Source organism: Ligilactobacillus murinus (genome assembly GCF_003288115.1).
In the GTDB taxonomy this organism is placed as follows: Bacteria; Bacillota; Bacilli; order Lactobacillales; family Lactobacillaceae; genus Ligilactobacillus; species Ligilactobacillus murinus.
Genome location: NZ_CP023565.1, coordinates 1,700,783 through 1,719,358, shown reverse-complemented (window position 1 = coordinate 1,719,358; position 18,576 = coordinate 1,700,783). Strand labels below are relative to the sequence as shown.

General features: G+C 41.2%; 14 protein-coding genes and 1 other annotated feature. Of the genes, 12 read left to right on the top strand and 2 right to left on the bottom strand.

Annotation, left to right across the window (positions count from 1 at the left end):
* The first annotated feature begins 127 nt into the window (after window positions 1-127).
* The 4 genes from mnmE (at window position 128) to CPS94_RS08495 (ending at window position 5,797) form a co-directional block, all read left to right on the top strand.
* Window positions 128-1,519, top strand: coding sequence for a tRNA uridine-5-carboxymethylaminomethyl(34) synthesis GTPase MnmE (gene mnmE / locus CPS94_RS08510; protein ID WP_112193718.1), 1,392 nt, complete (start codon window positions 128-130; stop codon window positions 1,517-1,519).
* A gap of 10 nt (window positions 1,520-1,529) precedes the next feature.
* On the top strand, window positions 1,530-3,443 hold the full coding sequence (mnmG, locus tag CPS94_RS08505; RefSeq protein ID WP_112193716.1) for a tRNA uridine-5-carboxymethylaminomethyl(34) synthesis enzyme MnmG: 1,914 nt from the start codon (window positions 1,530-1,532) through the stop codon (window positions 3,441-3,443).
* Between the two features lie 90 nt (window positions 3,444-3,533).
* A complete protein-coding gene (locus CPS94_RS08500; RefSeq protein WP_056958365.1) occupies window positions 3,534-3,995 on the top strand; it encodes a DUF441 domain-containing protein in 462 nt (153 codons plus the stop codon).
* 428 nt (window positions 3,996-4,423) lie between these two features.
* Complete coding sequence (locus tag CPS94_RS08495) at window positions 4,424-5,797, top strand: amino acid permease (RefSeq protein ID WP_112193714.1); 1,374 nt, start codon at window positions 4,424-4,426, stop codon at window positions 5,795-5,797.
* A 78-nt stretch (window positions 5,798-5,875) separates the two neighbouring features.
* Here the strand turns inward: CPS94_RS08495 and brnQ are convergent, their stop codons facing one another.
* Complete coding sequence (gene brnQ, locus CPS94_RS08490; protein ID WP_112193712.1) at window positions 5,876-7,249, bottom strand: branched-chain amino acid transport system II carrier protein; 1,374 nt, start codon at window positions 7,247-7,249, stop codon at window positions 5,876-5,878.
* A gap of 76 nt (window positions 7,250-7,325) precedes the next feature.
* Window positions 7,326-7,583: a binding site (T-box leader), on the bottom strand.
* A gap of 329 nt (window positions 7,584-7,912) precedes the next feature.
* Between brnQ and CPS94_RS08485 the strand changes: the two genes are divergently transcribed.
* The 8 genes from CPS94_RS08485 to CPS94_RS08450 all read left to right on the top strand — a co-directional run bounded on the left by CPS94_RS08485 (window position 7,913) and on the right by CPS94_RS08450 (window position 17,836).
* A complete protein-coding gene (locus tag CPS94_RS08485; protein ID WP_112193710.1) occupies window positions 7,913-8,920 on the top strand; it encodes an ABC transporter ATP-binding protein in 1,008 nt (335 codons plus the stop codon).
* Window positions 8,913-9,851 carry an ATP-binding cassette domain-containing protein gene (locus tag CPS94_RS08480; RefSeq protein ID WP_112193708.1) on the top strand — a complete coding sequence of 313 codons (939 nt, stop codon included), beginning with the start codon at window positions 8,913-8,915 and terminating at the stop codon, window positions 9,849-9,851. The genes CPS94_RS08485 and CPS94_RS08480 overlap by 8 nt, the downstream gene beginning before the upstream one ends.
* A 22-nt stretch (window positions 9,852-9,873) precedes the next feature.
* Window positions 9,874-10,833: an oligopeptide ABC transporter permease gene (gene opp4B, locus CPS94_RS08475; RefSeq protein WP_112193706.1), complete on the top strand. Its 960-nt coding sequence runs from the start codon at window positions 9,874-9,876 to the stop codon at window positions 10,831-10,833.
* Window positions 10,834-10,846: 13 nt separating this feature from the next.
* Window positions 10,847-11,716 (top strand): ABC transporter permease, encoded by an 870-nt coding sequence (locus tag CPS94_RS08470; RefSeq protein ID WP_112193704.1) that lies wholly within the window; start codon window positions 10,847-10,849, stop codon window positions 11,714-11,716.
* Between the two features lie 18 nt (window positions 11,717-11,734).
* Window positions 11,735-13,483, top strand: a complete 1,749-nt coding sequence (locus tag CPS94_RS08465) for an ABC transporter substrate-binding protein (RefSeq protein ID WP_225427747.1) — start codon at window positions 11,735-11,737, stop codon at window positions 13,481-13,483.
* Window positions 13,484-13,646: 163 nt separating this feature from the next.
* Window positions 13,647-15,245 carry an ABC transporter substrate-binding protein gene (locus CPS94_RS08460; protein ID WP_112193702.1) on the top strand — a complete coding sequence of 533 codons (1,599 nt, stop codon included), beginning with the start codon at window positions 13,647-13,649 and terminating at the stop codon, window positions 15,243-15,245.
* Window positions 15,246-15,316: 71 nt separating this feature from the next.
* Entirely contained in the window at window positions 15,317-16,066 is a 750-nt protein-coding gene (gene yaaA, locus CPS94_RS08455; RefSeq protein WP_112193700.1) for a peroxide stress protein YaaA, read from the top strand.
* 27 nt (window positions 16,067-16,093) lie between these two features.
* Window positions 16,094-17,836, top strand: coding sequence for an ABC transporter substrate-binding protein (locus CPS94_RS08450; RefSeq protein ID WP_112193698.1), 1,743 nt, complete (start codon window positions 16,094-16,096; stop codon window positions 17,834-17,836).
* 37 nt (window positions 17,837-17,873) lie between these two features.
* Here CPS94_RS08450 and CPS94_RS08445 read toward each other — a convergent pair whose 3' ends face one another.
* Complete coding sequence (locus CPS94_RS08445) at window positions 17,874-18,545, bottom strand: DUF554 domain-containing protein (RefSeq protein ID WP_112193696.1); 672 nt, start codon at window positions 18,543-18,545, stop codon at window positions 17,874-17,876.
* Window positions 18,546-18,576 lie beyond the last annotated feature (31 nt).

Below are 18,576 nucleotides of genomic sequence, written 5' to 3'. Positions count from 1 at the left end.
CTTATCTTAATTGATAAAGTAGTCAAAGTGCTTTATCCACATGAGAAGCTTGTCTTGGGGACAAGTTTATTTTGTGTGGAGTAGGCGCTTTTTTTATGCTTAAGGATAAATTTTACGGAGGGAAATAATGGCAAATACAGTGACTGAATTTGATACGATCGCGGCGATCGCTACTCCACCTGGGGAAGGGGCGATCTCGATCGTGCGGTTGAGTGGCGATGATGCCGTGACGCTCGCTGATCAAGTATTTAAAGGCAAGGATCTGACTAAAGTTTCTAGTCATACGATCAATTATGGTCATTTTATCGATCCTAAAACCCGGGAAATAATCGATGAAGTAATGGTCTCTGTGTTGCGAGCACCTAAGACATTTACTCGCGAAGATACAGTCGAGATCAACTGCCACGGTGGGATCGTGCCCACTAATAAGATCTTACAAGTCTTATTGACTAATGGTGCGCGGTTAGCTGAACCGGGGGAATTTACTAAGCGAGCCTTCTTGCATGGGCGGATCGACTTGGCACAAGCTGAATCAGTGATGGATCTGATCCGTGCTAAGACCGACCGCTCGATGAAAGCTGCGTTGAACCAACTTGATGGCGAGCTTTCGCAGTTGATCAGGAATTTACGCCAAGAGATCTTGGATGTATTGGCTCAAGTCGAAGTCAACATTGACTATCCTGAATATGATGATGTTGAAGAGATGACTTCTAAGTTGTTGCGTGAAAAAGCGCTCGATGTTTGTGCTAAGATCGAACAGCTTTTAGTCACAGCACGTCAAGGCAAGATCTTGCGTGAAGGGCTAGCTACTGCTTTAGTAGGACGGCCTAATGTTGGCAAATCCAGCTTATTGAATCACTTGTTACACGAAGATAAAGCGATCGTGACAGATATCGCTGGGACGACGCGCGATGTGATCGAAGAATACGTCAACGTTTTAGGTGTACCATTAAAATTGGTCGATACAGCCGGGATCCGCGAGACCGATGATAGGGTCGAAAAGATCGGGGTCGAGCGTTCACGTCAAGCGCTCGATCGCTCTGATCTGGTGATATTGTTGTTAAATGCCAGTGAACCTTTGACTACTGAAGATATCGAGTTATTGCAATTGACGCAGGATAAAAAACGGATCATCGTCTTGAATAAGATGGATCTTGAACCAAAACTCGATCTTAATGAGTTATATCAATATGTTGATAAAGCTGAAGTCCTCAAGACCTCGGTGCTAAAAAATGAAGGGATCCGCGAATTAGAAGAACATATCGCTACGCTTTTCTATGGTGGGATCGAAAATTCGCAGACGACAGTTTTAGTGACCAACGCACGCCATATTGCTTTGTTAGAACAAGCTAAGGCTGCTTTGGAAGCAGTTTTAACTGGTTTGGAGCAAGAATTGCCAGTTGATCTAGTCCAGATCGATATGACACGTGCTTGGGAACTTTTAGGTGAGATCACAGGCGATAGTTACCAAGATGAGTTATTAGATCAGTTATTCAGTCAATTCTGTTTAGGAAAATAAGGGAGAATTTATGCAATTTGGAGAAAAATACAAGGCAAAAGATTATGATGTGATCGTAGTAGGGGCTGGACATGCGGGCTGTGAGGCAGCTTTAGCTTCAGCACGGATGGGTAATGAGACCCTTTTGATCACGATCAACTTAGAAATGGTGGCATTTATGCCATGTAATCCTTCGATCGGTGGTCCAGCTAAGGGGATCGTTGTGCGTGAAGTCGATGCCCTCGGGGGTGAAATGGGTAAAAACATCGATAAAACTTACGTGCAGATGCGGATGCTAAATACTGGTAAAGGCCCAGCTGTTCGAGCTTTGCGGGCTCAAGCAGATAAGAGTCGCTATTCGATCGAAATGAAGCATACATTGGAAGATCAATCACATTTGACTTTGCGCCAAGGGATCGTGGATGATCTGATCGTTGAAGATGGTGAAGTCAAAGGGGTCGTGACTAACACAGGAGCTTGTTATGGTGCTAAGGCGGTTGTCTTAACGACCGGGACTTCAGCTCGTGGCAAGATCATCATTGGTGAATTGATGTATTCTTCCGGACCTAACAATACACAAGCTGCGATCGAATTATCTAAGAATCTAGAACGTCTAGGTTTTGAACTCAAGCGATTCAAGACTGGTACCCCGCCACGAGTAGATGGTAACACGATCGACTATGCTAAGACCGAAGAACAACCAGGTGATGTAGAACCACATTTATTCAGTTATGAAAGTGACGATGCTAACTACCTAGATGTAAAACAACAGCTATCTTGTTGGTTGACGTATACGCAAGAGATGACACATAAGATCATTCGTGACAATCTCGATCGAGCACCGATGTTTTCCGGTGTGATCGAAGGGGTCGGTCCGCGCTATTGTCCTTCGATCGAAGACAAGATCGTCCGTTTTGCTGATAAACCGCGGCATCAGTTATTTATCGAACCAGAAGGCCGGGATACCGATGAATATTATATCCAAGGACTATCAACATCACTTCCAGAAGATGTGCAACAACAAATGGTCCATTCGATCCCAGGCTTAGAACAAGCCGAGATGATGCGCCCTGGTTATGCGATCGAATACGATATCGTTTCACCATATCAGTTACGTCCAACACTTGAGACCAAGTTGATCAAAGGCCTATACACGGCTGGACAGACTAATGGAACTTCAGGCTATGAAGAAGCAGCTGGCCAAGGTTTGATCGCTGGGATCAATGCCGGGCGTCATGCTTTAGGTAAAGCAGAGATCGTCTTGAAGCGTAGTGATGCCTATATTGGGGTCATGATCGATGATCTAGTAACTAAGGGGACAAATGAACCTTACCGTTTGTTGACGAGTCGAGCAGAATATCGCTTGATCTTGCGCCATGATAATGCTGATCTGCGTTTAACAGAACTTGGTCATGATATCGGTTTGATCTCAGATGAACGTTTGGCAACTTTTGAAGCTAAAAAAGCAGAGATCGCCGCTGAAAAAGAGCGGTTATCAAAGATCCGCATCAAGCCGTCACCAGAAGTGGATGCATATTTAGAAGCGCATGGCGATCGTCCCTTGAAAGATGGAGTTTTAGCAAGTGATCTCTTGCGTCGTCCATACGTGACTTATGCTGATCTGATGCAATTTATCCCCGCTGCACCGAAAGCTCTTGATCGGCGTGTGATCGAGCAGATCGAGATCCAATATAAATATGAAGGTTATATCAAAAAAGCCTATGAAAAAGTTGAAAAATTGAAGCGAATGGAAGCCAAGACAATCCCAGAAAATATTGATTACATGGCGATCGAAGGCTTAGCTACTGAAGCTAAACAAAAATTAGTCAAGATCCAACCTGAGACCTTGGCTCAAGCAAGTCGGATCAGTGGGGTCAATCCTGCCGATTTATCGATCTTGGCTGTCTATATCGAACAAGGCAAGATCGCAAAAGTGAGCGACTAGCAAAAAGGACGAATGGCAAACATTCGTCCTTTTTAATTTAGCACTAAATTTGGTATTATTTGATTATGTTTGAAAAGAGGGGGATATTTAATGGAAACTTGGCTTTTTTTACTGCTGATCTTAGCAGTTTCATTTTTTGGTAAAAATAATTCTTTGATCATCGCAACTTTAGTCGTCATGGCGATCAAGTTGATCCCAGCATTATCTGAAAAGTGGTTCCCTGTGATCCAAGCTAAAGGGATCAATTGGGGCGTTACGATCATTTCGGTTGCGATCTTGATCCCAATCGCGACCGGGCAGATTACGTTTAAAGACTTGATTGATGCCTTCAAGATGCCAGCTGGCTGGATCGCAGTTGGTTGTGGGATCTTGGTTGCGATCTTATCACGTTATGGTGTCGACCAATTAGCAGCGACGCCCCAAGTGACAGTCGCTTTAGTCTTTGGGACGATCTTAGGCGTCGTCTTTTTACGTGGAGTTGCAGCTGGCCCTGTGATCGCTAGTGGAATGACCTTTGTGATCATCAGTTTGTTAGGCCTTAGTTTTAAATAGAACTACTAAAAAGTGCTTGGGGGCATCACCCCAAGCATTTTTTAATATGATCTACAGATAAAAGAAGATAGTCCCTGAAAGCAAATTAAGTTTGACTATTTTACATGTCTTGAAAATATATTCAAGAGTCGTTGAGATATTCAGAGATCTGTTTGATACCAGCGCCAGTTTGGTGCTACTTGCCCAAAGTTGATCTTTTTGGTCAATAGATTGGTGAGTATTAGTTAGGGCTATTTGTATGAACGTCATAGATAGTATCGATCAAAGCATAGTTTGTTGTTCTAACGCACTTAACATGGCACTCTCAAGTACGTGTTTGAAAGGAAGATGATCCATAAGAAGAGGCCCCTTCTAAATTTAAATCGTGTTATAATATTATTTAATATCTTATTCATGTAAATGTAATTCTATAAGTAGGGGGACCATCAATGGCATATAAAACACATTTAAAACGTAAGATGCAGGCCCGACATATCCAAATGATATCTTTGGGTGGAGTGATCGGGACTGGCCTTTTTTTGAGTTCGGGTTATACGATCCATGAAGCAGGTCCGCTCGGAACGATCATTGCTTATCTGATCGGAGCACTACTTTGTTTTTTAGTCATGTTGTGTTTGGGTGAACTCAGTGTAGCAATGCCCTATACTGGCGCTTTTCATGTCTATGCTAAACGATATATCGGTCCAGCGACAGCATTATTGGTTGCTATTTTATATTGGTTGACTTGGACGGTAGCATTAGGATCAGAATTTACGGCAGCGGGGCTGATCATGCAAAAATGGTTTCCTGATACTCCTGTTTGGCTTTGGAGTTTAGCTTTTATTATTTTGATCTTTTTGACCAATGCCTTTTCAGTTAGAGTTTTTGCTGAGAGTGAATATTATTTTTCCCTGATCAAAGTGTTAGCGATCGTTGTGTTTATTTTATTAGGTGGGGCAGCGATCATTGGAATATTTCCATATGCTGGGTTTTCACATGCACCAGGCTTAAGTAATTTAACGAAAAATGGTTGGTTCCCTAATGGCTTTGGAGGGCTTTTTACCACGATGTTGACGGTCAATTTTGCTTTTTCTGGGACAGAACTCATTGCGATCACAGCAGGTGAGGCCAAAGATCCAAAGAAAACTATCCCCAAAGCGATCCATGCGACCGTACTGCGCTTAGGGTTATTTTTTATCGGAAGTATCGTTGTCATGGCGGCGCTGATTCCTTATCAAGTGGCGGGGGTAACACAAAGTCCGTTTGTCTATATTTTTGAGCGGATGGAACTTCCTTATGCAGCTGATTTGATGAACTTTGTTGTACTGACAGCGATCATTTCAGCTGCTAACTCAGGTTTATATGCGTCAACACGGATGCTGTGGTCACTGGGAAATGAAAAGACGTTTTCTCCAATTTTTACTAAAACTTCTAAAAGAGGGGTTCCACTAGTTGCTCTTTGTGCAAGTATGCTTGGTGCGATCTTAGCATTGATCTCAAGTGTTGTTGCCGCTGATACTGTTTATTTAGTCTTAGTCTCGATCTCAGGCTTAGCTGTTGTTATCGTGTGGATGGTGATCGCTATTACCCAGATCAGATTTCGTAAATCTTTTTTGGCTAGTGGACGTGAGCTTTCAGAACTGGAGTATAGAACACCGCTATTTCCGCTTGTTCCTTGGGCGGCGTTTATCTTGAGCGGAGCGTCATGCTTATTGATCTGGTTTGATCCTGATCAAAGAGTAGCGTTGTATTGGACAGTGCCCTTTGTTATCTTATGTTACTTAGGGCATTATATTTGGCAGCGATTTAACAGGAGAAAATGATACAAAAATAGTCGACAATGAACTTCAACTGGAAAGTTTATTGTCGACTATTTTTTTATAAACAGGAGGTATAAAAGTTTAATCTTCAACTAATTCTGGTAAGTTGCTCCGACGGACAAAGTGAAGTACAAGTCCTACGACAAGTCCAACAAGAGCTGGGACAGCCCATGACATTCCGATGTTTGCTAACGGTAAGTAGGAACGCATACCAGCAACGGCTAAACCAACATGGCTTTGGCTGACTACTTTAGGGAAGGCCACGATCATATCAAAGAATGCAGGAACAACTGTGCAAACAACTACAGTAAGATAAACTACACCATCACGTTTGAAAAGTGGTGAGAAAACTGAAAGTAAGATCAAGACCATTGAAAGTGGATAAAGAAACATCAACATTGGAGTAGACCAAGCGATGATCGTTTCGAGCCCAAAGTTAGCAGTCAAGAATGAAGCTAAACAGCTCAAGAATAGCCAAACATGGTAGCTGACTTTTGGAAAATGATTATGGAAATCTTGAGCAAAAGCAGCAACTAAGCCCACAGCTGTTGTTAAGCAGGTCACAGTCAAAAGGGTCGCTAAAACGGCTTGACCAACTGGACCAGCGTAGGCATTTACGATCTGGGTGAAAGCTGTACCGCCTTCAGGTGAAAGTTTGAATTGTCCTAAAGACATCGCACCTAATAAGATCAATAGTAAATAGATCAAGGCAACTGCACCCATGGAGAAGAAACCTGATTTAGCAGTTACAAGCGAGACGCTTTTAGGATCTTTTTGCCCCATTTGTTGGATAGCTGTAACGACAGTGACCCCAAATGCTAGACCAGCTAAAGCATCCATCGTGTTGTAGCCTTCTAAAAAACCATTTGTCAAAGCATTTGAGAAGTTAGAATATGCTACCGTAACAGGTGCGCTAGTAGTTGAACCTAGCGGACTTGCGAAAGCGACCAAAAAAACTAAAGTCAAAAGTGCTAAGAATAGTGGGTTCAAAACTTTGCCGACGTTGGACAAAATGTCATTTTCACGGTAGGAAAATGCAAAAGAGGCTCCGAAAAATAAAGCAGAAAATAAGAGCAATCCCCAGCTGTTACCAGCGCCTAAAAATGGCTTCAAACCAACTTCATAAGCCACAGTTGCGGTCCGAGGTGTTCCAAAAAGCGGTCCGATCGTAGCGTGGATCAAGACCATAAATGTCAAGGCAAACCCAGTTCCAAGTGGTAATCCAACGTCGTAGACCCCTTTAGCACGGGTGATAGCAATGGCTAAAACTGACAATAGTGGTAATAAGACCCCAGTAACTAGGAATCCAAGTGCGGCTGGTCCCCAATTGTGACCGGCTAATTGACCTAAGTGAAGTGGGAAGATCAAGTTCCCTGCCCCAAAGAATAGACCAAATAGTAATGAACTGACGACGGCATAATCTTTAAATGTCATCTTTTTTTCTGTGTTATTCATAAATCCATACACTCCTTTTTAGTTGCACAAAATATCAGAATTAAAAGAAAAGGCGTCCCTAGACTGATCTGATCAGTCCAAGGACGCCTTTAGAGCGTGGTACCACCTTGCTTTACGAACGCCTCGCTACGTTCGCCTTTCACATACGGCCCATACCTAGAATAAAGGCGATATGCTAACACTGTAATGGGTGTACCCAGAGTATCTACTAGAAGTACGTTCGATACAACGCTCGAAAGTGATTTTTCATCGTAAGGCTGACCTGCTCTCTTTCACCAACCAGAGCTCGCTTTTAGGCGCACATACGATTACTTGTCTTTCTCATTGCGTTTGCTGATATTTATTGTTGAACTAAATTTACAACCTTTTTTTGGTAATGTCAACACTTTTTTTGAAGAAAATAAGTTAGCTCCAAAAATGTGTTTATAAAAACGAAATTTTTTAATAATCTTTTTCTAATATTTTTAACTAGTACTAGATAATAAAGGTGTAAGTAAATATTTTTAGTTTTTATTTGATGATTTAACTTCATATTTCAATTATATCCCCTAAAAATACATGTTTAAAAAACAAAAAAATTTAGTAAATTAGTTGTTGACAAAATAAAAAAATATAAATAGAATTGGTAAAAAATTCACTTACGCTAAATTGGGGGGCGAGATATTGTTACTGGAAATCAAAAATGTCAGTACCGCATTCAAAGTTGAGGGCCAATTTTACAATGCACTTGATGATGTTTGCTTAGAAGTAAATGAAAATGAAGTTTTGGCTATCGTTGGTGAATCTGGCTGTGGTAAAAGTACTTTAGCCACGAGCATTATGGGGCTACACAACGAGAAGCAAGCAAAAGTGACAGGAAGTATCAAATACCGCGGTACTGAACTTGTGGGCACAAAGAGCCAACAACTAGAGCAGATCCGTGGTAAACAGATCGGGATGATCTTTCAAGATCCGCTATCTGCGCTCAATCCATTGATGCGTGTGGAAGATCAAATCAAAGAAAGTCTAGATCTCCATACGAAGATGACAGGTGAGCAAAAACATGCTCGTGTGCTTGAATTACTACAACAAGTAGGTTTAGAACATCCCGCGCTAGTAGCACGTCAATATCCACATGAGTTATCAGGTGGGATGCGGCAACGTGTCGTTATTGCGATCGCGATCGCCTGCAAGCCCGATCTGATCATTGCCGATGAACCAACCACAGCTTTGGATGTTACGATCCAAGCCCAGATCTTGGATCTGTTGCTAGCGATCCAAGCCGAAAATCATGCGGGGATCATTTTGATCACCCATGATCTAGGGGTCGTAGCAGAAATGGCTGACCGAGTTGCTGTGATGTATGCGGGGCAGGTCGTTGAGTTAGGGTCGGCTAAGCAAATTTTTACCGATCCCAAACATCCATATACGCGATCACTCTTACGCTCAATGCCACAAGCAGATAGCGATCAAGAAGAGTTATACGTGATCGAAGGTATGGTTCCATCGTTAAAGAATATGGAACATAGCGGTTGTCGATTTGCTAAACGCATTTCATGGTCAAATGAGCTAGCGCATGAAAATGAACCACAAATGCACCAAGTAGCAGTCGGACATTATGTCAGATGCATTTGCTGGCGAGATTTTAAATTTCCCGCTGAAACTAAAGTAGGGGGCGCTGATAATGGGTGATGAATTACTGAAAGTAGAGAGTTTGCGGGTCCATTATCCCGTACGATCAGGTTTTTTCAATCATGTAACAGACTATGTCCATGCGGTCGATGGGATCTCATTTACGATCCAAAAAGGACAAAGTTATGGTGTGATCGGTGAATCAGGCTCGGGAAAATCAACGATCGGGCAAGCGCTTGTTGGCTTGGTCGAAGCAACTTCGGGGACGATCACTTACCGCGGCAAAGATGTGACTGACAAGCGGGTCAGAAGAAAACTAAAGTACAACAAGGACGTACAAATGATCTTTCAAGATTCACTTTCCAGTCTAAATCCTAAGAAAAAGGTCATCGATATCATTGGTGAGCCACTCAGAAATTTTGAAAAATTATCACGCAAAGCTTTAAAACAGCGGGTCCTTGAATTACTACAAACTGTGGGCTTGGATGAGGAATCACTTTATAAGTACCCCCATCAATTTTCGGGGGGGCAACGACAACGGATCGGAGTTGCGCGAGCCGTGGCGACTAAACCCAAATTGATCATTGCCGATGAACCAGTCTCAGCTTTGGATCTGTCAGTCCAGGCCCAAGTTTTGAATTACATGAAGGCGATCCAAAAAAAGTATGGTGTAGCCTTTCTGTTTATTTCCCATGATCTAGGGGTCGTCTATCATATGTGTGACAATTTGGCGATCATGCACCGGGGACGCTTTGTTGAAATTGGGACACGTGAGGATATTTATCAAGATCCACTGCATATTTATACAAAACGTCTTTTGGCTGCTATTCCGCAGACCGATGTAGAAAATCGGGAAAATCATCGCAAAAAGCGTCAAGCACTCGAAGCCGAATATAATGCTCAAAAAGAGGATTATTATGATAAAAATGGTCGGGTCTATCCGTTAGAAGAGGTAACGCGGACACACTTTGTTGCTTTGAGGAAAGAATGAGCACTGAAAGGGGAATCAATATATGTGGAAAATTATTTTAAGACGTGTTTTGCTGATGATCCCAGAATTAGTCTTGCTGAGTATCTTGATTTTTTTTATCGCAAAATTAATGCCTGGAGATCCATTTACGGGGATGATCACACCGCAGACTTCACCTGCGCAGATCGAAGCTTTACGGATCAAAGCTGGGGTCTATGATCCGTGGTATCTACAATACTGGCACTGGATCGTCCGCATGGTCCATGGAGACCTAGGGATGAGTTATCAGTTTAAGACACCCGTTGGAAGTCTGATCTTATCGCGGATGGGCAATACGATCTGGTTACATTTATTAACTTTGATCTTGAGTTATTCGTTAGCTATTCCATTGGGGTTGATCGCAGGAAGGTATGAGAATTCAAGATTGGATAAGGGGATCATGATCTATACCTTTGTTGCGTACGCGATCCCATCCTTTGTCTCTTATCTGTTAGGGGTTTGGTTATTTGGGTATAAATTGCGCTGGTTTCCGACTTCTGGTTCTGTCTCAGTCGATGTTACTGGGACGTTAGATTATATTTTGAGTCGTTTGGATCACATGATCTTACCAGCTTGTTTGATGGCTGTTCTTAGTGTGACCGCAATCGTGCAATACTTGCGTAGTGAGGTGATCGACAATAAGAATCAAGATTATGTTAAGACGGCTCGCGCTAAAGGTGTGCCAGAAAAGAAGATCTTTACGCATCATATCTTCAGGAATTCATTATTGCCGATCGCTGCTTTCTTAGGATATTCGATCACAGGGCTGCTGGGGGGCTCGATCTTTATCGAACAGATCTTTAATTATCCAGGTATGGGGCTATTATTTATGAATTCGATCTTAAACCGCGATTATTCAGTGATCACCGCTTTAGTCCTGTTATATGGCACGATGACTTTGCTCGGCTCATTATTGTCAGATATTATTTTGAGTTTGGTCGATCCACGGGTCCGGATCGAATAATGGGGGAAGGATTATGAAAAAGAATACGTCTAATTTCGCAATGATCGTGCGCGAATTTAAACAGGACAAGGGAGCAACATTTTTCTTGTTTTTATTGTTAACACTGATTTTGTTTATTTATGTTTATGCGGCTTTTTTGAATACTAAGCAAGTAATGCATGTGGACATCATAAATAGCTACGGCCATCCCGGAAAAGATGGGCATTTATTGGGGACCGATCAAGGTGGACGTGATGTTTTGAAGTATTTAGTTTTGGGGACACGTAATTCATTAGATATTGGTTTAGCGGTCACATTGATCGTCGAAGTGATCGGGATCGTTTTTGGCTTAGTCGCAGGTTATTACGGTGGACTCGTCGATAATATCATGATGCGTTTTTTGGATTTTATGATGCTGTTACCGATGCTGATGTTAGTTATTGTGATCGTATCGATCATTCCAAACTATAGTATGTTGGACTTTGTTTTAGTCGTTTCGGCTTTTTTATGGGTCGGTACGGCGCGTTTGATCCGCTCTAAGACGCTAGCTGAATCACAGAAAGAATATGTTTATGTGGCTATGACTTCAGGAAGTAGTGCTTGGAAGATCATGTTGACCGATATTTTGCCAAATATCAGTTCACTTATCATTGTTGATTTGATCTTGAGCTTGACCGCAAATATCGGGATCGAAGTTGGTTTAAGTTTCTTAGGGTTTGGTTTGCCGGAATCAGTGCCAAGTTTAGGTTTGATGATCGGATTAGCTCAAGATCCGGATGTCATGATCGGGGCACCTTGGGTCTGGATACCGGCATCGTTGTTGATCTTAGTGTTATGTGTGGGGATCAGTTATGTTGGAAATGTTATTCGACGTGCGTTTGATGCACGTCAGCGTTTAGGATAAGCGAGGAGAGATTTTAAAATGGGGAGAAGACATTTATTCACGCAAACAGTAGCTTTGTTGACAGTTCTAGCGGGAACACTAGCCGTCCCGACCAGCACTGTCTTAGCCAAAGATGTGACATTGAAACAAACGTATGTTAATCATAAAAAGGAATTGAAAGGTGGCACGCTAAAAATCGGCTATCCTTCAAATAATAACTTTAAAGGTATCTTTATCCAAGAGTTGGGGACCGATTCTGAAACGGATAGTTTAGCAGAATTAGGGCAACCAGGCCTGTTCAGAAAGGATAAAAATGGTAAATATGTCAAAGGTGGGTTAGCGGATGTTTCATTTGATCGCGGTAGCAAAACGGCTTTGATCACGATCGGACCTAAAACACGATGGTCTGATGGTGAGCCTGTAACGGCCCGCGACGTGGCATTTGTGTATGAGATAATTGCTAACAAAGACAGTACGTCGGAATATTACAGTGAAAATCTTGAGACGATCATGGGGATGAAGGAATATCATGAGGGGAAGACTGACCAGATCGCCGGTCTACAGATCAAAGATAGTAAGCATCTTTTGATCCATTATACGAAGATGGCACCGGCAATGGAATATGTTGACTCAGGTTATTTGTATAATGACGCCCAACCTTATCATTACTTAAAAGATGTTCCGATGGCCGAAATGGCACAGAGTGATAAAGTGCGTAAACATCCATTGTTCTTTGGGCCATACACGATCAAAAAAGTCGTACAAGGTGAAGCAATCGAGTGGGTCCCGAATAAATATTACGGTGGTAGGAAGCCTAAATTAGATAAAGTGGTCGAAGAAGTAGTGCCAGTTGCTCAGGTCGCTGAAGCCATGCGTTCGCATAAGTATGATATCATCTTGCATGAATCACGTGCTACTTATGCTAAGACGAGCAAAGTTGATCAATATGTGACACTAGGGACGATGGCATATGGCTTACAATACATGGGTTTTCGTGTAGGAGATAAGAACCCAAATGGTAAAAGTGTGTTAGATAAAGAGCTAGTTACTAATAACCGCGCTTTGCGTCTAGCTTTAGCATATGCGATGAATACGCAACAGATCGTAGAAGAATATGGTGCTGGTCTGCAAAAATGGGCTAATTCAATGGTCTCACCGGCGTATGGTGCTTACCATGACAGTAAGACTGAGCCGTACTATCAAAATTTGAAGAAAGCCGAGCACTTACTCGATCAAGCTGGTTTTAAGCGGGGAAAGGATGGCTACCGAACGCGACCAGATGGTAAAAAATTAACGTTGCATTTATTGGATCAAGCGAGTGGACGTGGAAATGATGAGATCAGGGCTAATTATATGCAACTTTGGAAGAAGATCGGGGTCAAAGTTGAATTGGTAAATGATCGACCTTTGGAATTCAATACGTATGAAGATCTGTTGCATAGTAATTCACATAAGTTTGATTTTTGGTTTGGCACTTGGTCGTTAGTTCAAGAACCGTCATCTGCAGCAACTGCGGCCTATAGTCCAAGTTCTTCGTTCAATTATGGGCATTTTGTGACCAAAGAGAACACTAAATTATTGGAATCGCTGAATTCAGTGAAGGCATTTGATGCTAAATATCGGATCAAGCAGATGCACAAGTGGCAAGAATATATGCGTAAAGAAGCCTATGTTGTTCCACTTTCATATAGCTATGACCTGACGGCAGTGGGGAAAAATGTCAAGGGGATGACGGTCGATAATAGCACACAATTGACAGTTTGGGATAATGTTTGTTTAACAAAATAAGGAGACAAAGTTGAAGTATAAAAAAATTTTGCAGTGTTGGGTTGTCGTAACGACAGTAAGTTTATTGACTATTTCTAGTGTGCAGTCCTTAACAGTGGAAGCAGTCAGTTTTCCTGATAAATATGTAAATCATAAAGAAGCACTTAAAGATGCGACCTTGTGAGTGGGCTATGCTTCGGATGAGCCCTTTAAAGGTGTCTTTATTGACGAATTAGCCAGTGACGAAAAAACAAGTGTTATGGCTGCTCCAGGTGCTACTAGCTTATTTGGTTATGATAAGGATGGTAAATATGTTGCTGGAGGCTTTGGAAGGGTCAAGTTTGATCGGAAAAACAATGTAGCCGTGGTCTCTATCAGTAAGAAAGCCAAATGGTCGGACGGCAAGCCAGTAACGTCACGTGATGCAGCCTATGCTTATGAGATCCAAGCTAATAAAGATAGCAATTCTCTTTACTATAATGAGATGCTAGAAAATATCGAAGGTGTAAAGGAATATCATGCGGGAAAAGCAGGCAAAATCACAGGTTTGGAAGAAAAAGATAGCAAACATTTATTGATCCATTTAAAGAAATTAACACCAGCAGCTGAATATGCTGGCTCGGGGTATTTGTTGAATGTAGCCTATTCTTATCATTACCTAAAGGATGTTTTATTTGCTAAATTAGCCCAGAGTGATAAGGTCAGAAAACACCCAATGTTTTTTGGACCTTATAAAGTTAAAAAAATCGTACCGGGTGAAGCGATCGAATGGGTCCCAAACAAATATTATGGAGGACCTAAACCTAAACTGGCTAAGATCATCACGGAGATCGTACCACTTTCGCAAGTTGCAACCGCTATGAAGGCTGGTAAATACGATGTTTTGCTGAATACATCAAGTGCAACGTACAATAAGATAAAAAATGATAAGAAATTGGTAACTTTAGGGAACTTGGGGATCGAGATCACCTATCTTGGCTTTAAAGTGGGGTACACCGATAAAGATGGAAAAAGTGTGATGGATGCTTCTTTACCAACAAGTGAGCTGGCTCTTCGTCAAGCGATGGCCTATGCGATGAATGTAGATACAATAACTAAGAAATTTGGTCGAGGGGTAACAAAATATGCAAATACGCTACTCTCTCCCGCTTATGGGGGGTATCACGATAAGAATGTCCAACCGTATAGCTTTGATCTAAAGAAAGCAAATAGACTATTAGATAAGGCAGGCTTTAAGCGAGGAAAAGACGGGTATAGAACTCAGCCCAATGGAAAGAAACTGGTGTTGACGATGTTAGACCAAAAGGGGAGCAAGAATGATGAAGCAGTGCGGACTAACTATATCCAACTATGGAAAAAAGTAGGGCTAAATGTCAAATTATATGAGGGGAAGGCCCTTGAGTATAATAACTACTTAGATGTGTTATCAAGTAATAAGAGACATGATTTTGACCTTTGGACAGGGGTTTGGGTCTTGCCTCCAGAACCAACTAGTTATCCAAGTTACATCTCTGCGCCAGACTCAGAATTAAACTATGGTCATTTTACCTCTAAGGAAAATGATAAATTAGTTGCTCAGATGAATTCGCCAAAGGCATTCAATACCAAATATCGGATCGGGCAAATGCATAAATGGCAACGGTATATGCAAAAAGAAGCGTATGTTGTTCCGTTATATTACCAATATGACCTAGAAACGATCAGTAAAAATGTAAAGAATTTTTCAACTACTACCGAAAATGTTAAATATAATTTTTGGGATCAAGTGGCATTGACTAAATAAGGCAAAGCGTTTCGTGTTTCACGTGGAACAAATTATGCTAGAATTTGGGTAAAACGATTGGAATGGGAAACATGAAGATAATTATTTCACCAGCTAAGAAGATGCAAGATGCGAGTTCTGATTTTGAGATAAGAGATACGCCACTATATTTAGCCAAAACTAAGCAGTTACTACAGCGGTTGCAACGAGCATCCTATCCAGAACTGCAGCGTCTTTGGAAATGTAGTGAAAAGTTAGCACGACTAAATTATCAACGTCTGCAAGATGCGGAACTTGAAAAAAACTTAACGCCAGCTTTATTTTCGTATGTGGGACTACAATATAGTTCCATGGCACCGGATCTCTTAGAAGCAGCGGCTTTAGAATATTTGGAGCAAAATCTACGGATCTTATCTGGATTCTATGGGATCTTAAGACCGTTTGATGGGGTGATCCAATATCGGCTAGAGATGGGAGCTAAACTTGTGGGAGCTACTTATCAAGATCTATATGAATTTTGGGGCGCTGAGTTATATACAGAGCTTTATCGAACACAAGAGCCAGTAATAAATTTAGCCTCAAAGGAATATTCAAAAGCGATCGAACGGTATTTAGCACCCAATGATGTGTTTGTCACGCTAGAATTTAAAGAGTTTGATCCTAAACGACAAAAATATGTTCAAAAAGCAACACATGCTAAACAAGCTCGAGGACAATTTGTGCGTTATTTAGCAAACCAAAAAGTAAAAACGTTAGAACAACTTAAAGAATTCGATGAATTGGGATATCGTTTTGTAACGGAAAGATCAACGGCAAAAAAGTATATTTTTTTGAAAGAATAATAATTTTGAGCGGGGAGAAGATCGATCATGAAAAAAATGAAATTGACTAAATATATCATAACATTGATGACGGCATTATTGGTTATGGGGATGACCAGTAATAGCGTTTTAGCAACTAAATTTCCGGTAGAATATGATAATCATAAAAAAGTAAAGAAAGGAGGTACATTACGCGTTGGCTATGTTCATGATGGCGTTTTTAAAGGTGTCTTCGCAGACGTTTTGAGTGTTGACGGGCCAACAACAGACGTTGCTCAATTTGGAAATTATAGCTTATTTAAACCCAATAATGACTATACGTATTCCAAAGATGGTTTGGCTCAAGTTTCGTTCAATAATGCCGAAAAAACAGCAACGGTCAAGATCAAGAAAAATGCGGGATGGTCAGATGGACATCCTTTAGAGGCTAAAGACATCGAGTATACCTATAAAGTGGTGGCAAATAGTGCTACGAATTCAGGGAGTTACAATGCACAATTGCGAAAAGTAGTTGGGATCGAGGACTATCATGCCGGAAAGACTGATAAGATCTCAGGTTTAGAAGTAAAAGATTTAAAGACCATGGTTATCCATTTTACAGATATGGAACCTGAAATGAAGTTTCCTAATGCTGGTTTTATCGTTTCGAGCTTGCTACCGTATCACTATTTAAAAGACGTTCCATTTGATAAGCTAGCTTCTAGCGATAAGGTGCAAAAGGATCCACTCTTTTACGGACCATTCAAGATCAAAAATATGGTGCGTGGACAGTCAATCTCATGGGTGCCTAATGAGTATTACGGGGGTAAACGGCCTAATGTTTCTAAGATCAACATTGAAATGGTCTCTAGTGGTCAAGCAGCAGCAGCGATGCGAGCTAATAAATATGATATTTTATTGAATGAAAGCGGTGGGACCTACAAGAAAGTTCGTAAATTACAGCAGTATGCTGTTTTAGGAGTAAAAGAAAAGTATTATTCGTATGTCGGTTTCAAAGTCGGTCATGCTAATAAAGAAGGGCTAAGTGTAATGGATCGTAAGACACCAGTACAAGATAGAGTATTACGCCAAGCTATGGGCTATGCACTTAACATGGATCAATTATCTAAGAAATTTGATGCTGGTTTGTATTATCGTGCTAATACGGTCGTACCCGATGCTTTTGGAAAATATAATGATCATAAAGCAAAAGGGTATACTTTAGATTTGAAGAAGGCCAATAAGCTGTTAGATAAAGCGGGATACAAGTTGCAAAAGAACGGCTATCGAACGTTACCTAATGGCAAAAAATTCAGTTTGAAACTATTATCTGAAGGTGGGAATAGCTCAGATGAGCGTGCTATGATCCAAAACTATCTTGAACAGTGGAAAAAAATCGGGGTCAAAGTTGAACTAAAAGATGGACGATTGCAGGAATTTAATTCCTATATCGAACAATTAGTCAATGATGGTAAAGGCTTTGATGTTTGGCTCAGTAATTGGGCTGTTCCAATGCCACCAACAACAAGTGTAGCTGGAAATTATATGCCGTCTGATCCATATAATTTTGCCCATTTTGTCACTAAGGAAAATACTGAGTTGATCGAATCTTTGAGTTCCAAGAAGGCTTTCAATGACAAATATCAGCTAAAACAATTTTATAAGTGGCAAGAATACATGAATAAGGAAGCGTACATCGTTCCAAGACAATTCCGCTATTCGACTTATGTTTTCTCCAAAAAACTGACTAATATCTCTTTGAAACCAAAAGAAAGTTATAATTTGTGGGAAAATATCGCATTTACAAAATAAAAGAAAAAGGAAAGCTTTTGTGCAAGGCTTTCCTTTTTTAATGCCAAAATAACAAGTACAGTGGTGGGATAAGTAAGCTGGGTAAGAGATTTAAAACGCTGATCTTAGTCAATTTGAGAATATTTGTCCCAGAAACAAAGATCAATATTCCACCAATGATCGAGAGCTCAGTCATCAAAGTCGAAGAGATACTACCAGCTAAGCTAAGGGCGATCAAGTATAAGCTACCTTGCCAAAAAAAGAGGACGACACCACAAATAGCGATCGCAAAACCATAAGCAGAAGCTAGGATAAGCGAAGTGATTCCATCGAGTAGGCCGTTGGTGATCAGATAGGTATAGTCGTGATCTAACGCGGCTTTAAATGGTCCAAGGATCGAAAGCGAACCAAGGCAAAAGAGTAAGATCCCAGTCGTGATCGCCCCACTAGTTTCAGTTGAGCCCAATTTTTTCGTCAGTGTTTCAAACCGTTCTTCCAAATGCAAAGCTTGTCCGAGCAAACTGCCTACTGTCAAACTGACGATAAATAAGACCGGTAATGAACTTTTTTGCAGACTAGTACTAGCAGTGCTTATCCCTAACAAAATAACACAAAGTCCCAACGCTTGCAGCAAAGTTTGATGATAGGCAGGTTTGAGCCCTTTTTTAAAGAGGAGCCCTAACCCACTGCCTAAGATGATCATTCCAGCATTAAAAATAGTGCCCCACATATTATCACCTCATAAAAAAACTAAGCAAGCT

Excerpts from the sequence above, each read along its gene's own strand:
- mnmE (WP_112193718.1), top strand. The coding sequence starts at position 128 with ATGGCAAATACAGTGACTGAATTTGATACGATCGCGGCGATCGCTACT.
- mnmG (WP_112193716.1), top strand. The coding sequence starts at position 1,530 with ATGCAATTTGGAGAAAAATACAAGGCAAAAGATTATGATGTGATCGTA.
- CPS94_RS08500 (WP_056958365.1), top strand. The coding sequence starts at position 3,534 with ATGGAAACTTGGCTTTTTTTACTGCTGATCTTAGCAGTTTCATTTTTT.
- CPS94_RS08495 (WP_112193714.1), top strand. The coding sequence starts at position 4,424 with ATGGCATATAAAACACATTTAAAACGTAAGATGCAGGCCCGACATATC.
- brnQ (WP_112193712.1), bottom strand. The coding sequence starts at position 7,249 with ATGAATAACACAGAAAAAAAGATGACATTTAAAGATTATGCCGTCGTC.
- CPS94_RS08480 (WP_112193708.1), top strand. The coding sequence starts at position 8,913 with ATGGGTGATGAATTACTGAAAGTAGAGAGTTTGCGGGTCCATTATCCC.
- opp4B (WP_112193706.1), top strand. The coding sequence starts at position 9,874 with ATGTGGAAAATTATTTTAAGACGTGTTTTGCTGATGATCCCAGAATTA.
- CPS94_RS08470 (WP_112193704.1), top strand. The coding sequence starts at position 10,847 with ATGAAAAAGAATACGTCTAATTTCGCAATGATCGTGCGCGAATTTAAA.
- CPS94_RS08465 (WP_225427747.1), top strand. The coding sequence starts at position 11,735 with ATGGGGAGAAGACATTTATTCACGCAAACAGTAGCTTTGTTGACAGTT.
- yaaA (WP_112193700.1), top strand. The coding sequence starts at position 15,317 with ATGAAGATAATTATTTCACCAGCTAAGAAGATGCAAGATGCGAGTTCT.
- CPS94_RS08450 (WP_112193698.1), top strand. The coding sequence starts at position 16,094 with ATGAAAAAAATGAAATTGACTAAATATATCATAACATTGATGACGGCA.
- CPS94_RS08445 (WP_112193696.1), bottom strand. The coding sequence starts at position 18,545 with ATGTGGGGCACTATTTTTAATGCTGGAATGATCATCTTAGGCAGTGGG.